Genomic DNA, 18836 nt, shown 5'->3' on the forward strand with positions numbered 1-18836 from the left:
TCATTAGGACCGAGGGAGAAGCAAATCGGCATTCTCAAACATTGTAATCAAGAAAGAACGGTATCTGGTCGGCGGAGTGGGCAATGGGAAAGGGAGAGAAAGGAAAAACCAGCTTATTCAACTGGTTTTATATTTATTTTGATGGTGTCGTGTTTATCTTTGCGCTTTGTTGTAGCAGCGTTCCGGGCGACCTACAGTACCGTAATTCAAGTCCGCGACTAACTCACCCGTCGTGATCAAGAATTCTAGGTAACGTCTGGCTGTGGTTCGGCTTGCACCAATGCGCTCACCCGCTTCATCAGCCGTAATATTCGTCGCGTCAGCTTGTTGAAATATCGCACGAATCTTATCGAGCGTTACACCATCGATTCCTTTAGGTAACGTCGATACTTTAGCCGAGTCTGCTTTCGCATTGGCTTGCAGCATTTTATCAACCAAACCTTGGTTCAAATCCGACACACTTTCAAATTCTTGCTGCTGTGATTGGTACTTTTTCAGCGCCGCTTCCAAGCGAGGAAACATTACAGGTTTTAGTAGATAGTCGACCACTCCGCCACGCATTGCTTGCTGCAAAGTGTCGACGTCGCGTGCCGCGGTAATCAAGATAACATCACAGCCTTGATTGCTGCCGCGAACGTGATTGAGAATATCGAGCCCACACCCATCCGGCAGATAAACATCCAAAAGCACCAAGTCAGGCTTCAAAATATCAAGCTGCATTAAGGCTTCAGACTGTGTGGTCGCGATGCCAACCACATCAAAGCCACCCATCTGTTCTAAATAACGATGGTGCAGCTCTGCAATCGCAATATCATCTTCAATGACCATGACTCTCGTGATTGCGTTCATTTATGTTCTTCCTTTAACCATGCTTTTTCCGTCACGATGATCTTCGCAAGATCACTTCGTGCTTAATTATTATTGTTCTTCTTTTGGTAAATAAACCGTCATTCGTGTACCAAAATCGTGGTTGTCGACCATTTCCAGCTGCCCTTGGTATCGGTCTGCCAGTTGCTTTATCAGATACAAACCTACACCGCGATTTTGCTTCGCTTTGCTCGATACGCCTTTTTCGGTGAGTGCTTTGGTGGCCAAGTCTTTCGGTAAACCACACCCTTTATCTTCTACTTCTACGATAATTTCATTACCAAAATCACTGATTGAAACTTCAATCACCCGACGAGCTGGAGCAATTTGCCCTTCTTGCTTAATAGCCGTCATAGTGGCGTCAAAGGCGTTATCGATCAGGTTGCCAAGAATGGTGACAACGTCATCCGCATTCAGCCAGCTAGGCAGCGCTTCAAGTCTTGAGCCTTCTTCGACCTTGAGCTCTAAACCAATTTCTCTCGCACGCTCCGTTTTACCAAGGAGCATACCTGCAATGAGCGGGTCTTTAACAGTTTCACGCAAGAACTCGATAAGGCTTTGATAATGTTCTGTTTCTTGGCCAATCAGTTGTTGTACCGAGTCCAACTCGCCCATCTGGATCAAGCCACTGATGGTGTTAAGCTTGTTTTGATGTTCATGGGTTTGTGAACGGAGTAGATCTGCATACTCTTTAGTTTGTGAGAGTTGGTCTGTTAAATCGTTGATTTCATCGCGTAATCGGAAACTCGATACCGCCCCGACCACCTCACCAGCCACTATAATCGGGCTGCGGTTAGCAATAATTCGCTTATTGTTCAAATACAATTCAACATCGTGGTCAGTGTCGCCCGTTGATAACAGTTGTTCTAAATCACTGCCTGGCAATACATCAGAAAGGCGCTGTTGATTAAGTGCTTTATCCCTGTCTATCGATAAAATATCGCAGGCACTCTTATTAATTGAACGCAAAATGCCGTGCTTATCGATACTCAGAATACCTTCTTTCACGGTACTCATAGTCACATCTAACTCGACATACAGTCGGCCGATCTCTTCGGGCTCAAAGCCTAAAATAGCGCGTTGAAAACGGCGAGATACATAACTTGAAATCAAAGCGTTGACCGCAACCACCAGCAACGCCATCACAATCAAAAAGGCTAAATAAGGTTCGATTCGGTCTTGTAACAAGTCCAACAAATAGCCAACCGACACCACGCCAATGACAGTGCCTTGTGGGTCTTTAACCGCGGATTTCCCACGGACAGAGAAGCCAAGTGATCCTTCGGCCGTCGACACATAAGATTCACCCAACACCAATGCTTTTTGGTTATCACCACCGCGCATTGGTTTACCAAGCCGGTCATCATAAGGGTGAATCAGGCGGATACCTTTGTCATCTCCCACAACGATAAACGCCGCGCCAATGAGCTGGGTAAGGTTTCGAAATTTAACTTGAGTTTCTTCAGACAGAACGTAGGGAGCGCCATTAGGGTCCATCGTTTCATTTTCTTGAATAATGCTGGTGACAAGTGGCGATTCAGACAGAAATTCAGCAACACCTAACGCTTTCAAACCCATCTCTTGTTCTTGAGATTGTTTGATATAATAAAACCCAGCCGCTGAAAGTATCAAAAGTTCAACAAGACCAGTGACTGTCATGATAATCAGCAGCCTTTTACGGAAGCTGATACTACTCCATTTCATATTCCACCGTCCCTAGTGTTAGACGAGCAATGTTAACACTAAGTTAATTAGATGACCTTTCTACGTACGCGAATTTGTGACTGTTACTCAACTAAATAATTGAGCAGATTATTAATTGATAATCCTTTACGTTGTTCACCTCGATTAATCGTTCGCTTTTAGAACGGATTAGCTTAAAAATCAAAATAAACGAATAAATATTGAGCTAGATCACTAAGCTTTTAGGTGTTTTTTAGGTTGTTTAAAATAAATACAATTATAATAGTTGCATATGAAGAAGTTTATTGTTGCCAAGCCATCAGTCATGATTTGCAGACTATGCTTTAAATCGAAATTTCGGTTAACAAAAAGACAACAACTCTTCACTCACTGGACGTATCTATAACTAAAAGTTGCACGCTCGCCGCTACGGTTGCTGAACAAACAGGTTATCTATCTAACCTCATTCACACATCCTTATTTACACTATCGGCCAGCATGACAACTCAGAGGTGCCTGATAAAGCAGCGCCCAATAATAAAACATTGATGAGCAGGAAGTATCGATCAGTGGCAACGTCCAATAGAAACAGGATTAAAAACATAACGTATAAACATTGTTGAAAAGGAAACCAGGCAATGAAACGCGATAATTTTGGAATTTGTCTTACTAAGACCATGCTGTTCAAACACTTACAATCGACTTTTACTCACGTAAGAGCCTATGAGAAAGATGGCACCTCCCCACTCGATCTCAAGGTATTGTTAGCATTCCCGCAAATGTCAGGTAGAGATTTATTACAAACAATGCAAGGTTCAAGACAATTGGTATGGCGAGCCGATCACCATTGTCCTAGCTTTAAATAAGCCACTTCATTTTGTAAAAACACTTCTATACTGAACTTAAAGAGCACGCTTCTGCGTGCTTTTTAAGTTTCATTTATCTTTGATAATCACGCCACTCAATCTTATTTACACTTGATTAACGAGTTATGAGGATTTCTATTCATATGAGACAATCTATTCAAGACAAATGACTATTGCCCTGTTAACATTAGAGTTAATACTCTAATTGGTATTTAATGCAGATGACCAAACCAAAATTCCGATACCTTGCGATCGCCAGTATGCTTCTCGGCACTATGGCTTCGCCAGGCTATACAGCTCCGCTCACTTTTTCTGAAGCGTGGCAAATATTGCAAGAAAACAACAACTCACTTGCGGCTCAACAAGCCAACGTTGAACGTTATCAACACCTTCAGAACTCAACAAGTAGCCTCAATCTTCCTTCTATTACCTTAGGGGCTAACTACACGCACCTTGATAGTGATGTGACGATTAATGGTGAACAGTTTGCCGATAGCTTGAGCGGCGTACCAGCTGGTTTGTCTGGTATTGGAGCCGTGTTACCTGGGTTAACTTCCTCTCTCGGTGGCATCACCTCTACCATTACCGAACAAGACATCTTTAGCTCTTCCATTCGCGCGGTGTGGCCTATCTTCACTGGTGGTCGAATAACCGCTGCGCAAAATGCCGCTGAAGGTAAAAGCGAAGAAGCGCAAAGCCAACTCTTAATGGAGAAGCAAGCTCGCTACGAAGACTTAAGTAAGTATTACTTCTCGGTGATCTTAGCGGAAGACGTCGTGAGAACGCGTCAAGCCGTGGAAGCAGGCTTAACTCAGCATCGTGATTTCGCCATTAAGCTTGAACAGCAAGGGCAAATAGCCCGAGTAGAACGCCTGCAAGCCGATGCTTCTTTAGATAAAGCGATTGTAGAGCGCACGAAAGCTCAGAACGATCTTAAAATTGCGCAATTGGCGTTGACCCAGATCCTTGGTCAAAGTGAAAGTGTAGAACCCTCTGAACAACTGTTTATCAATAAGAACCTGCCTCATATGGACGTGTTCATTGACCAGACACTCATGACCTATCCCGGCCTTAAGATTCTTGATGCAAAAGAGAAACAAGCAAGCAGCTTAATTAAAGCCGAGAAAGGTAAATACTACCCAGAGGTGTACCTTTATGGTGATTACAGCCTGTATGAAGATGACTCTTTAGCCAGTGAAATGAAACCTGATTGGTTGGTTGGCATTGGTGTGAATGTACCACTGCTTGACACTTCAGGCCGTTCCGACAAAGTCGCCGCCGCTCACAGTGCCGTATCACAGGTGCAATTCCTTAAGTCACAAGCCAAGCAAGACTTAACCGTATTGGTACAAAAAACTTACCTTGAAGCAAACCAAGCAATTGAAGAGGTTCAAGGCCTAAACTCGAGCTTGTCTTTGGCTCAGGAAAATCTATTGCTTCGTAAAAAAGCCTTCACACAAGGTCTCTCTAATTCATTAGAAGTGGTTGATGCCGAGCTTTATCTTGCGAGCATTAAAACCCAGCAATCGGCTGCGCGATTCAAATACCTAATCTCTCTCAACAAGCTGTTAGCGCTAACCAGCGAAATGAATGCTTACTCAAGTTACTTAACCTCTTCTGTTCCGTCTGATTTCGACTCAAATACAGACACTGATAGCCAGTCAAAAGGATAATTCATGAAACCTATTAAGCCCCTTCTTCTATCTTTAGTTGGTATCGGCGTTATTGGCTGGGTCGGATACAGTTTCTACCAAGCTTATCAACCTCAGCCTGTTAAGCTTCAAGGTCAAATCGACGCGCAGCAATACAGCATTTCATCGAAAGTACCTGGCAGAATTGATGAAATATTCGTGCGTAAAGGTGATTCAGTTGAAAAAGGCGAATTGATCTTCTCTCTTCTTAGCCCTGAGATTGATGCGAAGCTAGAGCAAGCAAAAGCTGGTCAGAAAGCCGCTGGTGCATTAGCACAAGAAGCAGAGAATGGCGCGCGTACTCAACAGATCCAAGCTGCGAAAGACCAATGGTTAAAAGCCAAAGCAGCTGCCGACCTGATGGACAAAACCTACCAACGTGTAAACAACCTTTACAACGATGGTGTGGTTGCCGAACAGAAACGCGATGAAGCCAAAACACAGTGGCAAGCGGCAAAGTACACCGAAAGCGCTGCGTTCCAAATGTATCAATTAGCGCAAGAAGGCGCTCGTGACGAAACCAAAGTGGCCGCTGCTCAAAAAGCGTTAATGGCAGCGGGTGCGGTAGCGGAAGTTGAAGCTTACGCAAAAGACACACAGATCCACAGCTGGTTTAATGGCGAAGTATCTCAGGTTCTATTGAGCAGTGGAGAGCTTGCACCACAAGGCTTCCCTGTTGTAACTGTTATCGACACCAAGGATGCTTGGGCTGTGCTCAATGTTCGTGAAGACATGCTTAAGCATTTCGAGAAAGGCAGCCAGTTTGAGGCGTACCTACCGGCTCTGGATAAATCATTAACTTTCCAAGTGACTCACATCGCCGTAATGGGTGATTTCGCAACTTGGCGCTCAACAGACGCAGCACAAGGCTTCGATTTACGTACTTTTGAAGTAGAAGCACACCCTGTCGATACGAGCGAAACACTGCGTATGGGCATGAGCCTAGTGGTTGAGCTTTAGGTGACTTATGTCTGCTAACTCTCAATATCCTGGATCGCAATCTAGAGGCTCGCAATCAACTGAGCATCATAGAGCGAAGAATACCTTGCTTAGGCAGTGGGCGATTGTCCGCAAAGACAAATGGTTGTTGTCTTGCCTAACTTGGATTCCTTTGTTGCTTGCTGCCAATATCTGGCTGATTTTTTCACAAGGGATCGCTCGTGACTTACCGGTCGCAGTTGTCGACCTTGAGCACAGTCAAATCTCGCAACAGTTCACACGTCTTGTTGATGCGTCACCAACGCTGCAAGTCACTCAGAAATACAGCTCTGCAAGTGATGCGGCGAAAGCGATGATCGAACGTGATATCTATGGTTATGTTGTGATACCAAGGCACTTCGACCGAGACCTTCTGCTCGGCTTGAATCCGCAAGTGTCTGTATTCTATAACAGCCAATTTATCTTAATCGGTAAGCTGGTGAACTCTGCGTTGCTGCAGGCTCAAGGGACTTTTAACGCACAACTTGAAGTCGTTAAACAGCTGTCACACGGTGATACCACGGTGCAATCCGCATTAGGCCAAGCAGTAACGGTACAAAGCCAGATCACGCCACTGTTCAACAAGAACACCAGTTATGCTCAGTTCTTGGTGTCTGCGGTTATTCCTGCACTGTGGCAGATCATGATTGTGGTGGGCACGATATTGGTTTTGACGGCGAACGTTAGAGCTCGTGGGCTTCACGCTTGGTTATCCAACGCCCCTATGAAGTCACTCGCATCAACATTAGCGCCCTACCTTGTCTTGTTTTTGATGTTTGGTATCGCGTTTAGCTTTTGGTTCTATGTACTCTTAGACTGGCCATTTAACGGCAGCTTTGTGGCATTGACCATTGCCCAACTGCTTACCGTGATTAGTTGCATCATCATGGGTTGTTTGTTTTTCTTCTTAACACTTGACCCAGCGAGGGCGATGAGTTTCGCTGGCGCGTTTACGGCACCAAGTTTTGCGTTCATGGGTATTACCTTTCCAGTAACAGACATGAACACAGCTGCTCAAATTTGGAGAAGCTTATTGCCTGTGAGTCATTACATCGAAGTACAAACAGGACAGTCTAGTTATGGTGTGAGCGCAGCACAGTCTTTGGTCAGCCTATCTTCTATGTTGTGGTACGCGGTTCCTGCTTTGGTGGTGATGTTGTTAATTAAGAAACACTTAGCGCAATCAGCTCTAACTGCACAAGCAGAACCAGCTACAAAAACAGCTATATCAGCAAAAACAACGCCGTCAACACAGCCAGAAGCATCAGCACAACAAGGAGTAAAACGATGAGCTTTACTCAACTGCTCAAACAAGAACTCTTAGCGGTACTTCGCAACCCTGTCGTGCTTCTTACGGTATTTGGTGGTGTGGTCTTCTATTCATTCTTGTATCCATTGCCTTACGCGAATCAAGTCCCTCAACAACTGAAAGCCTCGGTTGTGAACTTGGATAAGAGTCAAAGCAGCTACCAATTAGAACGAATGGTGGATGCCACCTCTCAAATCGAATTGGTTCGTCGAGATTCCACCATCGCCGATGCAAAACAAGCCGTGCTTAACCAAGAGATTGGCGGCTTCCTCGTCATTCCAGAAGATTTCTATAAAGACTTGCTGCTCGGTAAGAGCCCGACGCTTTCTTACGCTGGTGATGCTTCTTACTTCTTGGTCTACGGAACCATTGTTGAAGGGCTTGCCAAAGCAGGAGGTACGTTAGCTGCGCAAGTTAAGGTCAGTCATTTGCTGGTCGAAGGTGTGCCTTTAGAATCGGCAGCCAAAGGCTACAGTGCATTCAGCTTGAACCTGAAACCAACGTTTAATAGTCGCATGGGATACATCGATTACGTAGTTCCAGCCGTCTTTGTGTTGATCCTGCAACAAACCTTAGCCATGGCTTCAGGTTTAGTGGGTGCAACCCAAAACGCTCAATCGACATTTGGTTACTGGAGCAAAACCTCTCCAGCGAAACTGATGTTTGCCCGCTGTTGTACCTTAGTCGGCATCTATTATTTGTTGTCGATGTACTACTTCGGCGCTAGCTTTTCGATGTATGGGATAAACCAGCTCGCCTCAACAACACAGATCTTAACCTTACTTCTGCCCTTCTTACTGGCCAGCTGTTTGATCGGGATTTTTATTGGTGAGTTAGTGCCGCGAAGAGAGCTGGTCACGGTTGTAGTGTTAATCAGTTCAATGCCACTGATCTTCTCTTCAGGTTTTATCTGGCCAGTTGAAATGATGCCTGAATGGTTAGTTCTATTATCACAGCTATTCCCAAGCACACCGGCTATCCAAGGCTTCTTAGCACTTAATCAGATGGGTGCATCTTGGCAAGAAGTGGCGTCTCAATGGACATTACTCTGGGGACAAGTTTTGCTGTGGGGTTCGTTATTGGCACTTAAGCTCTACCACAAATCCAGCAAAAGCACGGTTGGCAATAGCAATAGTCATCGAGCCGTTTAGTCTTATGTTCTAGCGGAAAGTAGTCATGCTTTCCACTCATCAAAAAAGCTCTGATAAAGGGCTTTTTTAATATCCTCAGAATCGAAGACACCTTCAGCCTTCGAATGTTTAAACATATCGAATACTCGAACTCCCCTACGTCCCCCCTTACAACCCCATTACCCATCACTCTGAATTCTACTTCATTCGCCTCTATAACAGCTACTGCATATGCTTTTCTCAACCTAAAAAGCATCGACTTATTCCCAAATGATGACAAAACCCGAACAATTGTAAATTTATTGTAAAAATTTCTTTGTCGGCATTATTTTTATGTATAGGATTATCAGTAGGGCTTAGTAGCCCGAATACCATAGTCTTATTGGTGCACATACCAAAAGGATATACATATAAAGCAAGATCAGTACTTATATTTATTTCGTTTTTCGACCCAGCTACAACCGTTTATGTTGCCGTCGAATGAAGTGGATAAGTTACTGGAATATACAAAGCAAATAGAAAACAAACACAACAGCAACAGCAACAGCAACAGCAACAGCAACAGCAACAAACATAATTTAATAAAAAAGACAGGGAAAACCATGAAAAACTTACGTGAATTATTTTTTGGGTTTATATTATTATTTAGTTCCAGTGCATTTGCAGAAGAAGGATCATTTAATCAAGCTATCAGTAACTTAAGTCAAAGTGTTGATGGATTTTTCAACGAATACACAGGTTGGTTCGTTGGACTGATATTTAAAAGCGTCCCTGTAGGTGAAGCAAGCTTTCCAATAATTGTTGGCTGGCTATTGCTCGCTGCAATTATCTTTACTGTTTACTTTGGCTTTGTTCAATTTAAACGTGTCGGGATGGCAATAGACATTATTAAAGGTAAGTACACAGACCCTAGTTCCAAACACGAAGGGGAAGTTTCTCACTTTCAAGCGTTAACAACCGCGCTTTCTGGAACTGTTGGGCTTGGTAATATTGCCGGTGTGGGTGCTGCACTTGCGATTGGCGGTCCTGGCGCGACATTCTGGATGATCTTGTGTGGCCTTCTGGGTATGGCTTCTAAGTTCTGTGAGTGTACCTTAGGTGTGAAATACCGAACTATCCTACCTTCAGGTGTTGTTTCGGGTGGTCCAATGTACTATCTAAGCCAAGGCCTTGGTGAAAGAGGTTTAGGTGGACTAGGAAAAGTGCTCGCTATTGGCTTCGCACTGATGTGTATTTTAGGTGCATTGGGTGGCGGTAACATGTTCCAAGCTAACCAAGCACACGCGATGCTAACTTACGCATTTGATGTACCAAGTGAATACGGTGTGATCACTGGCCTTGTACTCGCCTCTTTAGTTTTCTCTGTGATTGTTGGTGGTATGCCTTCTATCGCATCGGTAACGGAAAAAGTTGTTCCTTGGATGGCTGCTCTGTATATCGGTATGGCTCTGATTGTAATCGGTTCTAACCTTGATCAAGTTGGTCCTGCGTTCAGCGCAATCTTTACAGGTGCATTTACTGGTGAAGGTGTCGTTGGTGGCTTCATTGGTGCGTTAATCCAAGGCTTGAAGCGTGCAACATTCTCGAACGAAGCAGGTGTAGGTTCAGCAGCTATCGCTCACTCAGCGGTTAAAACAAAAGAGCCAATCACCGAAGGTCTAGTATCACTATTAGAACCGTTCGTTGATACGGTAATCATTTGTACAATGACAGCATTGGTTATCACTATCGCTGGCTTAAATGTAGGTCCATTCGATGGTTCTGGTTTAACGGGTGTAACACTTACTGCAGCATCGTTTACTGAAACTGCAGAAGTATTTAAATACACACTCGCTCTTGCGGTAATCATGTTTGCGTTTTCGACAATGATCTCTTGGTCGTACTACGGTCTTAAGGCGTGGACTTACCTATTTGGTGAAGGCAAAACAACGGAACTGATTTTTAAAGTGATGTTTTGTGTGTTTGTTGTTATTGGTGCCACGATTCAGTTTGGCGCGGTAATCGACTTCTCTGACGCGGCTATCTTTGCAATGTCTATCTTCAACATTCTTGGTCTGTACTTCTTGATGCCAGTTGTGAAGAAGGAACTGCAATCATTTGTTGCTCGCGTGAAATCTGGCGAAATCAAAACTTACGAGAAATAACTTCTCTTCAGTGCTTATCGTCAAATAACACTGTTCTAAAAATTTTTGTAAGACCCTTTGCTTGAGAAAGCGAGAACAGTACTGCAATTAACCTAAAATCCCTACCAGCTTTGCTTGTGGGGATTTTTTATATCTGAATGATTAGGCGAGTTGCTATCCTCAATGCCCTGCTCACTCTTTTCGCCCTTTTCACTCTTTTCATCATCGTGTTCAACCTCGACACGACGAACTAACTCCTCTACTTCGATCATCTCTTTTTGCGCTAATGGAGAGCGACAATCATCGAAACAATAAGCTATGGTGCAGTTCTCACAAAGATACTCTGGCATCACTCCATCCCTTGTCGTCAAAGCAGCCAAATGCGAGCTAGCAATCGACTGCGTGTTCATCCTGAACAACACTATTATGCAGCGACTCTGATCTGAAAATATCTATGCAAAGTCATTTAATAGACAACAAGTAACATATCATTGTGGATATACGTAACTATTCACAAATATCTAAGCAAACAATGAAAACACGCAAATAATCAATAATGAGAAAGCACCGGATCTATACTCTCGACAAACGCAAAACGCCCACATCACGTGTGTGATGTGGGCGTTTCAATATTTAGTGCAAAACTAACGTTAGGTTGGTAAAGCCTTCGACTTATAAACCCATCTCTTCAGTAAGTGTTTTGATTTGCTTGAGATCCATGGTGTGGACTTCAATCATCTGTCTGATATCACTCAGTCTAGAGTTGGCATTATCTTGTTTCTCACACGCGTCAGATTTCGCATCCCATGATGTGCCATCTAAGAACACATCACACGCTTTCTTAAGTGAACCAAGGTTCTGTTCAAGCTCGTCTCTTTCTTTCTCAAGCTTTTCAAGTTCTTGAGATATTTGTAATTCTTTACGGAACAGTTCACGAGAACGTTCAAACAAGGTCGACTGCATATCCGCCTGACGGTTTAGCTTTTGGTTATCTTGCTCTGTTTTGTCTAGCGTTTGCTTTTGTTCGTTTAACTGCTGCTCTAACGAGTAGTTTGCCTTCTCTAAAACCGCAGATTGTTTCGCTAACTCTTGGAGCTCTTTTTGATGCTCTTCAGCCTGTTTCGCTAGCGCAACTTCTACTTTGGCGTCGATCTCGGTATCGACTTTTGCCACCTTAGCTTCAACCGACGTCATCAATTCTGTTTTGCTGTCGCGCACTTCTTGATAACGAGTTTCGAGTACCTGATAAGTAGACTCCCACTTGGAAGCCGTCACTGTAGAACCGATTAAGCCACCAAGAGCTAAACCTATAACCGCAGCAATGCCGATATAAAGCTGACTGCGCTTATCGCGTTCTTCAATAACAACCACTTCATCTTGTTCGCTTTGTCCAGATTGCTGGTTCACTAGCGGGTACTCCCAAAAATATGTTTAACGTTACGCGGTCACTGGTACTAATACCAATACTGATTGTGTAGGTTCAGTTAAACCTGTCGCTCAAGTCACAAGCACTTGAGCTTTACTAACACGTTCACCCCATCTGCTCACAGACGGTCTAACGAGTTAGCTCCGAAATCATCAAGCTGGCAGTATACAAAAGGAAGCTGCTAACGATAACTATCACTACCCATTTTTGCAGTTTTTCGTTGGTCCGGTAACGAAACAATACAAATGCCAAAGCCAATAAAAAAACAATCGCTATTAGTCGAGTCATAACTCCTCCTTGTTTCCCTATTTTATACCATTTAAATAAGCAAGTTACGTCAGAGTCGCGTTGTTTGATCATTTAGTTGAACAACATTTGTGCAAACAGATATTTTGTAGCTGACATCACATTTTATATGATCTAGGATACGCCTACAGATTACCTAATTATTTAGGTAATTGTTCCGATGAAGACTGCAGGAGAGTGGTTTTTAACTAAATATTAACATTTAGTTAGATTGACCCGCCGAAGAAGTAAATCTTTCAGGTGCTTTATGCTGGAGAAATCCAGAAAAGTGAGGACTGTCGTTGGAGGAACCTCTGGAGAGAACCGTTAGATCGGTCGCCGAAGGAGCAAGCTTAGTGCCCGTTACTTATCTATAAGTGATTCGCTAAGTGAAACTCTCAGGCAAAAGGACAGAGGAGTGGAAAGCAACAGCCTTAATTAACAAAAGAATTCTATCTAGAAATCCGTATGTATTAAGTAGTGCTCCCGATCCCTGTGATCTGCACTGCCTTCCCTCTTCTCCTTAAATTTTTAATTTATTAAGGGGAATCTATGAACCACCTACAAGCTACACTACAAACCATCAACCAATTCGTTTGGGGACCACCACTGCTTATTCTGCTAGTGGGTACAGGTATCTACTTTACTTTTCGCTTAGGCTTACTCCAGTTTAGACACCTCCCAACCGCGCTAAAAATGGTATTCAGCAAAGACAAATCCGGTACGGGTGACGTATCAAGTTTTGCCGCTTTGTGTACCGCGCTTTCCGCAACCATTGGTACAGGTAACATCGTTGGTGTAGCGACCGCAATCAAGATTGGTGGCCCTGGTGCCCTATTCTGGATGTGGCTTGCCGCTGTATTTGGCATGGCGACCAAGTACGCAGAATGTCTACTTGCCGTTAAATACCGCAGAACCGATAGCAATGGCGAAATGGTTGGCGGCCCAATGTACTACCTGCAATACGGTGTCGGCTCACGAATCTTGGCGGTTATGTTCGCTGTCTTCGCGCTCGGTGTTGCCTGCTTCGGTATTGGTACCTTCCCACAAGTTAACGCTATCTTAGACGCGACTGAAATTTCATTTGGTGCTTCGCGTGAAATGTCTGCTGTCGTTCTTACGATATTGGTGGCAGTGGTAACCCTTGGTGGTATTCAATCTATCGCTAAGGTGTCAGGAAAAGTCGTTCCTACCATGGCTATCATGTACATCGTCGCGTGTTTGAGTGTTCTGGTTTCCAATGCAGACCAACTATTGAATGCCATTACCCTTGTCGTGACCTCAGCATTTACCAACACAGCAGCAACCGGTGGCTTCTTTGGTGCGAGCATCATGCTTGCTATCCAATCAGGTATCGCCCGTGGTGTATTCTCGAACGAATCAGGCCTAGGTAGCGCACCAATGGCTGCAGCAGCAGCTAAAACAGACTCATGTGTGAAACAAGGGCTAGTCTCTATGACGGGTACCTTCTTCGATACCATCATCATCTGTACCATGACAGGTCTGGCGCTTATCTTAACGGGCGCTTGGCAAACCGACCTTTCTGGTGCTGCGATGACCACTCATGCATTCGCTGTTGGTTTGAATGCAGACGCTCTTGGTCCAATGCTAGTTTCTGTTGGCTTAATCTTCTTTGCATTTACCACGATTTTAGGCTGGAACTATTACGGCGAGCGTTGTGTTGTTTTCTTGCTAGGTACTAAAGCGGTTCTGCCTTACAAGATCATCTTCATTGCGTTGGTTGCTTCTGGTGCCTTCTTAAAGCTCGACATGATCTGGCTGATGGCTGATATCGTGAACGGCCTGATGGCAATTCCAAACCTAATCGGCCTGATCTTACTGCGTCGCGTCGTCATCGAAGAAACAAAGCTATTCTTCAAACCTTTAACTTCTTCAAGTGATTGTGAAGCCGTTAAAGCGTAACCTAGATTGATTGAATACAGCCCGCATTAAAATGTGGGCTTTTTTATATTTATTCAAACGTTAAACTAAAAAAATCATGACGAACACTTATACCCTAACATATAAAATGATATTAATTAGGCCGCTGTGCGAATTAATATACCTCATAGAAAGCTAATAAAACCAACTCTTAATTAGATATTACTTATATTTAACAGATTATGTATAAATGGCCGTTTTTAGTCATAAACGAATAAACAACGCTTTGTTTCTACCACACAAAAAATCACTAGAATAAAACATGTGACTTTAATTCATATAATAGTCCGTTTATAGTCATCTACATTGTTGAGAGAATTATAATAAAAATAAAGCGTTGGCTATATGATCAGATTCGACCCAATTAAAAACCGTATTTATAACGACGAACGTTCTATTAAAATAGGATATCGTGAGACTCGTGTTTTAGAGTTATTACTTAAAAACTCACCAGAGATTGTGAATAAGCAAGAGATCATTAGTTTCGCATGGGGAAGCGAATTCATTGGTGATACATCACTTGCGAAATGCATCAGTTTACTCCGCCAAGGATTCGTCAAGCTCGGTATCAAAGAGACGCCAATCGTGACGGTACCAAAGGTTGGTTACCGCCTTATCGATGATTGCGTCTTTATCGAGTCGCAACCACAAAGCGGAACCACGATTCCTCTCACTCCAGTGAGCGATCAAGTCCCACTCGATAACAGCAGTATTGCGACCTCTATTGCAAGTAGCCATGAATCTATACCTAAACCAACGTCGCCTGCTCACCAGAAAATCAGATCACACAGAAATAGACTGTGTTACTTCACAACTGGTTGTTTGCTGTTTGCATCAGCGCTGTTGGCTTTTGCTAAAGTGCACGACAGAAGCCTTGGCGATATCAACTCAGTCAACCGACTCAATGAACAGTGGGTTGGTCAGGTTCAAGTATTCCAAGAGTCTGAAATGACGATGAGCCCTGAACTCGAAGCCATTCTCTATAAATATCAATGTGATTGCGTGGCATACATTAGCGAAGAACCTGACTACTCTGAGCTTTCAATACTCAATAAAGATACACGCCAGTCCGTCAATATCTTTTACACACCCACGCAATTAGATCGTGCGAGTAGCGAGATAGCGTTATTCCTAGAGAGAGGCCAATTATGATGCCATTTGTAGCTCTGTTTTCCTCGTTAGCGTTATTGGTTGGCATATGGAGTATTCCTAACTCTCCACCGCAAGAAGAGCACCGTTACCAACATAGCGTGGTAGACCTCATACTCGATGGAAATGTATTACGTACCGATGGGCTCACCAAAATAAGTAACAACAAAGTTCTGCACCTGATGTCGGTTCAAGATGACAACATGCCCGACCCTATTGTTCTAAGGTTTAGAGGTGAGGCTGGCCCTTCTCAATCACTTTTCTTTGCAATATCTGGCACCATTGATTTAGTCTCAGTACAAAAAATAAATAAAACAATGAATGACAGCTTATTGTCGCCCTATCTACTCATCAACAATGACCCATTAACGTTGAAGGTTGATGTCTTAAGTTCGAATGATTTATTTGCCATTATTCGAACGTGTAATACGGGGCGAACACAACTTCTGGCTAAACGATAATTTATCGTTATTTGGCTACCAACTGAATTTATCGACGTTTAATTAACACCATCCTGAATATTACACATAAAAAACGGATGGTTATTTTTATGGCTATATCAGCAAGTAACTCTCACGTTTAAACATTCGATTAATCGGATGTTTAAAACAACTGATTACATTTAAAACCTAAGTTAAATTTATATCGTTATTGTTAATTTACATATCAACATAAAGCTGTAGGCGATGTGAATAATATGTCTCCTATTGTACTTACTCATTCACCTCACATGTGATTAAACAACGTCAAAATAATTTGACGTTAAAGTCGCGAGAATAACATCTCATTTTTCTAAAAACGGTTTGAGCCCCATCAAATAATTGACTTCCATTTGCATACAATTTCACCATAAAAACACTTCTAGTAATACAAGCCATTGAATTAATTAGGCAATTTAATTCAACCCTTTTCAGTATCTATCTATTTATCAACATGAAAAAGTGAATTGGTCTTGTTAACTGCACGGCGCACAAAACATTATCAAAATAGAAAAATTACAAACGAGGGAATTGTTAATGATTAATATAAACAGAAGTCTCTTAGCAACCGCAGTGTTGTCTGTTCTATCTACCGGTGTGAACGCAAAGGTTTACCCAGACCAAATAGTGTTTGACCAACTTGGTGAAGATGTATGTCGCTCTGGTTATCGCCCTTTAGACCGCTATGAGGCTGAAGAACAGAAGAGTGCTTTGGTCGCTCGTATGGGCACTTGGCAGATCACCGGGCTGAAAGGAAACTGGGTGATCATGGGGCCTGGCTATCATGGCGAAATTAAACAATCAAACAGCGGGTCAACATTCTGTTATCCGAACAATGATCAATCTGAAATTCCAAACTACTCTGCTAAAGCCGTCCCAGAAGGCAGCGAGATAGATGTTGAATATGACTTAGTGAACAACCGCAATGATTTTGTACGCCCTCTTAGCTATCTAGCGCACAACCTAGGTTATGCATGGGTTGGCGGGAATAATAGTCAGTATGTCGGCGAGGACATGACGATTAAACGCTCAGGTGACTCCTGGGTAATACAAGGCAACAACAGTGGTTCTTGTGATGGTTACCGCTGTAACGAAAAGACTAAGATCACCGTCGACAACTTCACCTACACGGTTAACGACAATAATTTTTGGCACGGCGATGTCGTCGAGTCCGATCGTGAACTGGTTAAGACCGTTTATGCAACGGCAAGAAACAAAAGTAACATCGCGCAACAAGTCGTTGTCGATCTGAAAGTCGATGAGTCTACAAATTGGTCGAAAACGAATAGCTATGGGTTCTCCGAAAGTGTTCAAACAGAGAATACATTCAAGTGGCCTTTGGTTGGCGAGACTAAGCTAACGATTAAGTTAGAAGCGAACCAGAGCTTTGCTGAAACCAATGGCAACTCCACTAGCGAGCAAGTAACACTTCAAGCTCGTCCTATGGTTCCAGCGAATTCAGAGCTTCCGATTCGAGTTGAGTTGTATCGTTCAACCATCTCTTATCCTTACCGATTCAACGCAGACATCAGTTACGATGTTGAATTCAACGGCTTCCTTCGTTGGGGTGGTAACGCATGGCACACCCATCCAGATAACCGCCCTTACAAAGCTCACACCTTCACTATGGGCCGTAGCAGCAATGAATCAGCCGATATTCGTTACCAATGGGATCACCGATACATCCCAGGCGAAACGAAATGGTGGGACTGGGGCTGGGCGATCAAAGAAGCCGGTTTATCGAGCATGCAGTACGCGACTGGAGGAAGCTTACGCCCATTCCACTCTTACGTATCTGGTGATTTTAACGCTGAGTCTCAATTTGCAGGCACCATTGAAATTGGACAAGCAACGCCAATTACAAACAGTATTCGAAGCAAAAGAAGCACTGATTCCGTCAACGAAACGACTGAGCGCATTGGCGATATTGAAGTCACTACCAACTTCAATGCTGATGAGTTGAGTGACTTAGGTTTCGAAGGTGCTGAGATGAACATCAGTGTCGTGGAATAACTGCGCTGTTGAATAAGATCGGTACAAAGATCTACCAGTAATAAAGCACAAAGCCCACGACACATCGTGGGCTTTCATATATTCATGTTCAACTGAAAACGGTGAACTACACAGGCTCTTCCATCAGAAGCTTAACACCCAGCCCAACCAGCACCATGCCCGTCACGCCTTCCATCCACGTCATAAAACTCGCGTTTTTGAGCAAATTTTTAGCCGAGTTAAGAGCGCCAGCCAAACCACATTGCCATACCATCGCAATCATAAAGTGTACCGAAGCCATCAACATAGATTGCAATAAAGGCGAACCTTCAGGGTTTACAAATTGAGGTAAAAAGGCCAGATAGAAAACTGCTGTTTTTGGGTTAAGAACGTTAGACAGAAAGCCTTCACGCAAAGAACGCTTTGCACTGTAAGCCTGCTGAGCTTGTTCTCCGACCTTCAAACCGCCACCGTTTTTCATCAACGCTCGCAAACTGCTTAAGCCAAGCCAGATGAGGTAAACCGCACCTACCATCTTAACGGCTTGAAAGAGTTCAGCGGATTGGGCGAGGATTGCAGATATACCCACAGCAGAGAAAAACGCGTGTACATACAAGCCGCTACAAATACCAAAGCTCGTCATACAACCGTCAGCTAAGCCAGAGCGGCTAGTATTGCGAATCACCAAAGCCGTATCTAAGCCCGGCGTTAGCGTTAAAATAGTGATGGCAATTAGAAATGCCTCAAAGTTCAAAATATCCATATCATTGTCATTTTTGTTCAGCGATCTATCATCAATACCGTGTATCTGAACAATTCGCAAGCAACAATTGCCGTCTGCTATACAAGTCACTGATTTTGTGCACAATGGAACAGTTTAATTTGTTAAGAAATAGTAAATTCAAGGCATCATATCG

15 protein-coding genes and 1 riboswitch are annotated in these 18836 nt (G+C 43.4%); of the genes, 10 read left to right on the forward strand and 5 right to left on the reverse strand.

The window, feature by feature from the left end; all coding sequences use genetic code 11:
* Positions 1–153: 153 nt before the first annotated feature.
* Together AC3CH3_RS08500 and AC3CH3_RS08505 are read right to left on the reverse strand one after the other, a co-directional pair.
* Positions 154–849 (reverse strand): response regulator, encoded by a 696-nt coding sequence (locus AC3CH3_RS08500; RefSeq protein WP_019820707.1) that lies wholly within the window; start codon positions 847–849, stop codon positions 154–156.
* A 69-nt stretch (positions 850–918) separates the two neighbouring features.
* Entirely contained in the window at positions 919–2571 is a 1653-nt protein-coding gene (locus AC3CH3_RS08505; protein ID WP_488536950.1) for a sensor histidine kinase, read from the reverse strand.
* A gap of 617 nt (positions 2572–3188) precedes the next feature.
* Here AC3CH3_RS08505 and AC3CH3_RS08510 point away from each other — a divergent pair.
* From AC3CH3_RS08510 to AC3CH3_RS08535, 6 genes are all read left to right on the forward strand, one after another.
* A complete protein-coding gene (locus AC3CH3_RS08510) occupies positions 3189–3416 on the forward strand; it encodes a hypothetical protein (protein ID WP_009846577.1) in 228 nt (75 codons plus the stop codon).
* A 215-nt stretch (positions 3417–3631) separates the two neighbouring features.
* Complete coding sequence (locus AC3CH3_RS08515; RefSeq protein WP_488536951.1) at positions 3632–5089, forward strand: TolC family protein; 1458 nt, start codon at positions 3632–3634, stop codon at positions 5087–5089.
* 3 nt (positions 5090–5092) lie between these two features.
* Positions 5093–6067 (forward strand): HlyD family secretion protein, encoded by a 975-nt coding sequence (locus tag AC3CH3_RS08520; protein ID WP_019820704.1) that lies wholly within the window; start codon positions 5093–5095, stop codon positions 6065–6067.
* A gap of 7 nt (positions 6068–6074) precedes the next feature.
* Positions 6075–7376, forward strand: a complete 1302-nt coding sequence (locus AC3CH3_RS08525) for an ABC transporter permease (RefSeq protein ID WP_488536952.1) — start codon at positions 6075–6077, stop codon at positions 7374–7376.
* A complete protein-coding gene (locus AC3CH3_RS08530; protein WP_019820702.1) occupies positions 7373–8545 on the forward strand; it encodes an ABC transporter permease in 1173 nt (390 codons plus the stop codon). The genes AC3CH3_RS08525 and AC3CH3_RS08530 overlap by 4 nt, the downstream gene beginning before the upstream one ends.
* A 581-nt stretch (positions 8546–9126) precedes the next feature.
* A complete protein-coding gene (locus AC3CH3_RS08535; protein WP_146489951.1) occupies positions 9127–10668 on the forward strand; it encodes an alanine/glycine:cation symporter family protein in 1542 nt (513 codons plus the stop codon).
* Between the two features lie 101 nt (positions 10669–10769).
* On the opposite strand, the gene AC3CH3_RS08540 is transcribed toward AC3CH3_RS08535, so the two are convergent.
* Positions 10770–11057 (reverse strand): hypothetical protein, encoded by a 288-nt coding sequence (locus tag AC3CH3_RS08540; protein ID WP_488536953.1) that lies wholly within the window; start codon positions 11055–11057, stop codon positions 10770–10772.
* Between the two features lie 262 nt (positions 11058–11319).
* Positions 11320–12054 (reverse strand): chromosome segregation ATPase, encoded by a 735-nt coding sequence (locus AC3CH3_RS08545; RefSeq protein ID WP_019820347.1) that lies wholly within the window; start codon positions 12052–12054, stop codon positions 11320–11322.
* A 608-nt stretch (positions 12055–12662) separates the two neighbouring features.
* Positions 12663–12782, forward strand: a riboswitch (glycine riboswitch).
* A gap of 128 nt (positions 12783–12910) precedes the next feature.
* On the opposite strand from AC3CH3_RS08545, the gene AC3CH3_RS08550 reads away from it, so the two are divergent.
* The 4 genes from AC3CH3_RS08550 to AC3CH3_RS08565 all read left to right on the forward strand — a co-directional run bounded on the left by AC3CH3_RS08550 (position 12911) and on the right by AC3CH3_RS08565 (position 17940).
* On the forward strand, positions 12911–14281 hold the full coding sequence (locus AC3CH3_RS08550; protein ID WP_488536954.1) for an alanine/glycine:cation symporter family protein: 1371 nt from the start codon (positions 12911–12913) through the stop codon (positions 14279–14281).
* 363 nt (positions 14282–14644) lie between these two features.
* A complete protein-coding gene (locus AC3CH3_RS08555; protein WP_488536955.1) occupies positions 14645–15451 on the forward strand; it encodes a winged helix-turn-helix domain-containing protein in 807 nt (268 codons plus the stop codon).
* Positions 15448–15909, forward strand: a complete 462-nt coding sequence (locus AC3CH3_RS08560) for a hypothetical protein (protein WP_019820340.1) — start codon at positions 15448–15450, stop codon at positions 15907–15909. Before AC3CH3_RS08555 ends, AC3CH3_RS08560 begins: the two co-directional genes overlap by 4 nt.
* 555 nt (positions 15910–16464) lie before the next feature.
* Entirely contained in the window at positions 16465–17940 is a 1476-nt protein-coding gene (locus AC3CH3_RS08565) for an aerolysin family beta-barrel pore-forming toxin (RefSeq protein WP_019823032.1), read from the forward strand.
* Between the two features lie 106 nt (positions 17941–18046).
* Here the strand turns inward: AC3CH3_RS08565 and AC3CH3_RS08570 are convergent, their stop codons facing one another.
* A complete protein-coding gene (locus tag AC3CH3_RS08570) occupies positions 18047–18682 on the reverse strand; it encodes a LysE family translocator (protein WP_019823030.1) in 636 nt (211 codons plus the stop codon).
* Positions 18683–18836: the final 154 nt, after the last annotated feature.

It is taken from the genome of Vibrio sp. QJM3NY_35 (assembly GCF_057785915.1).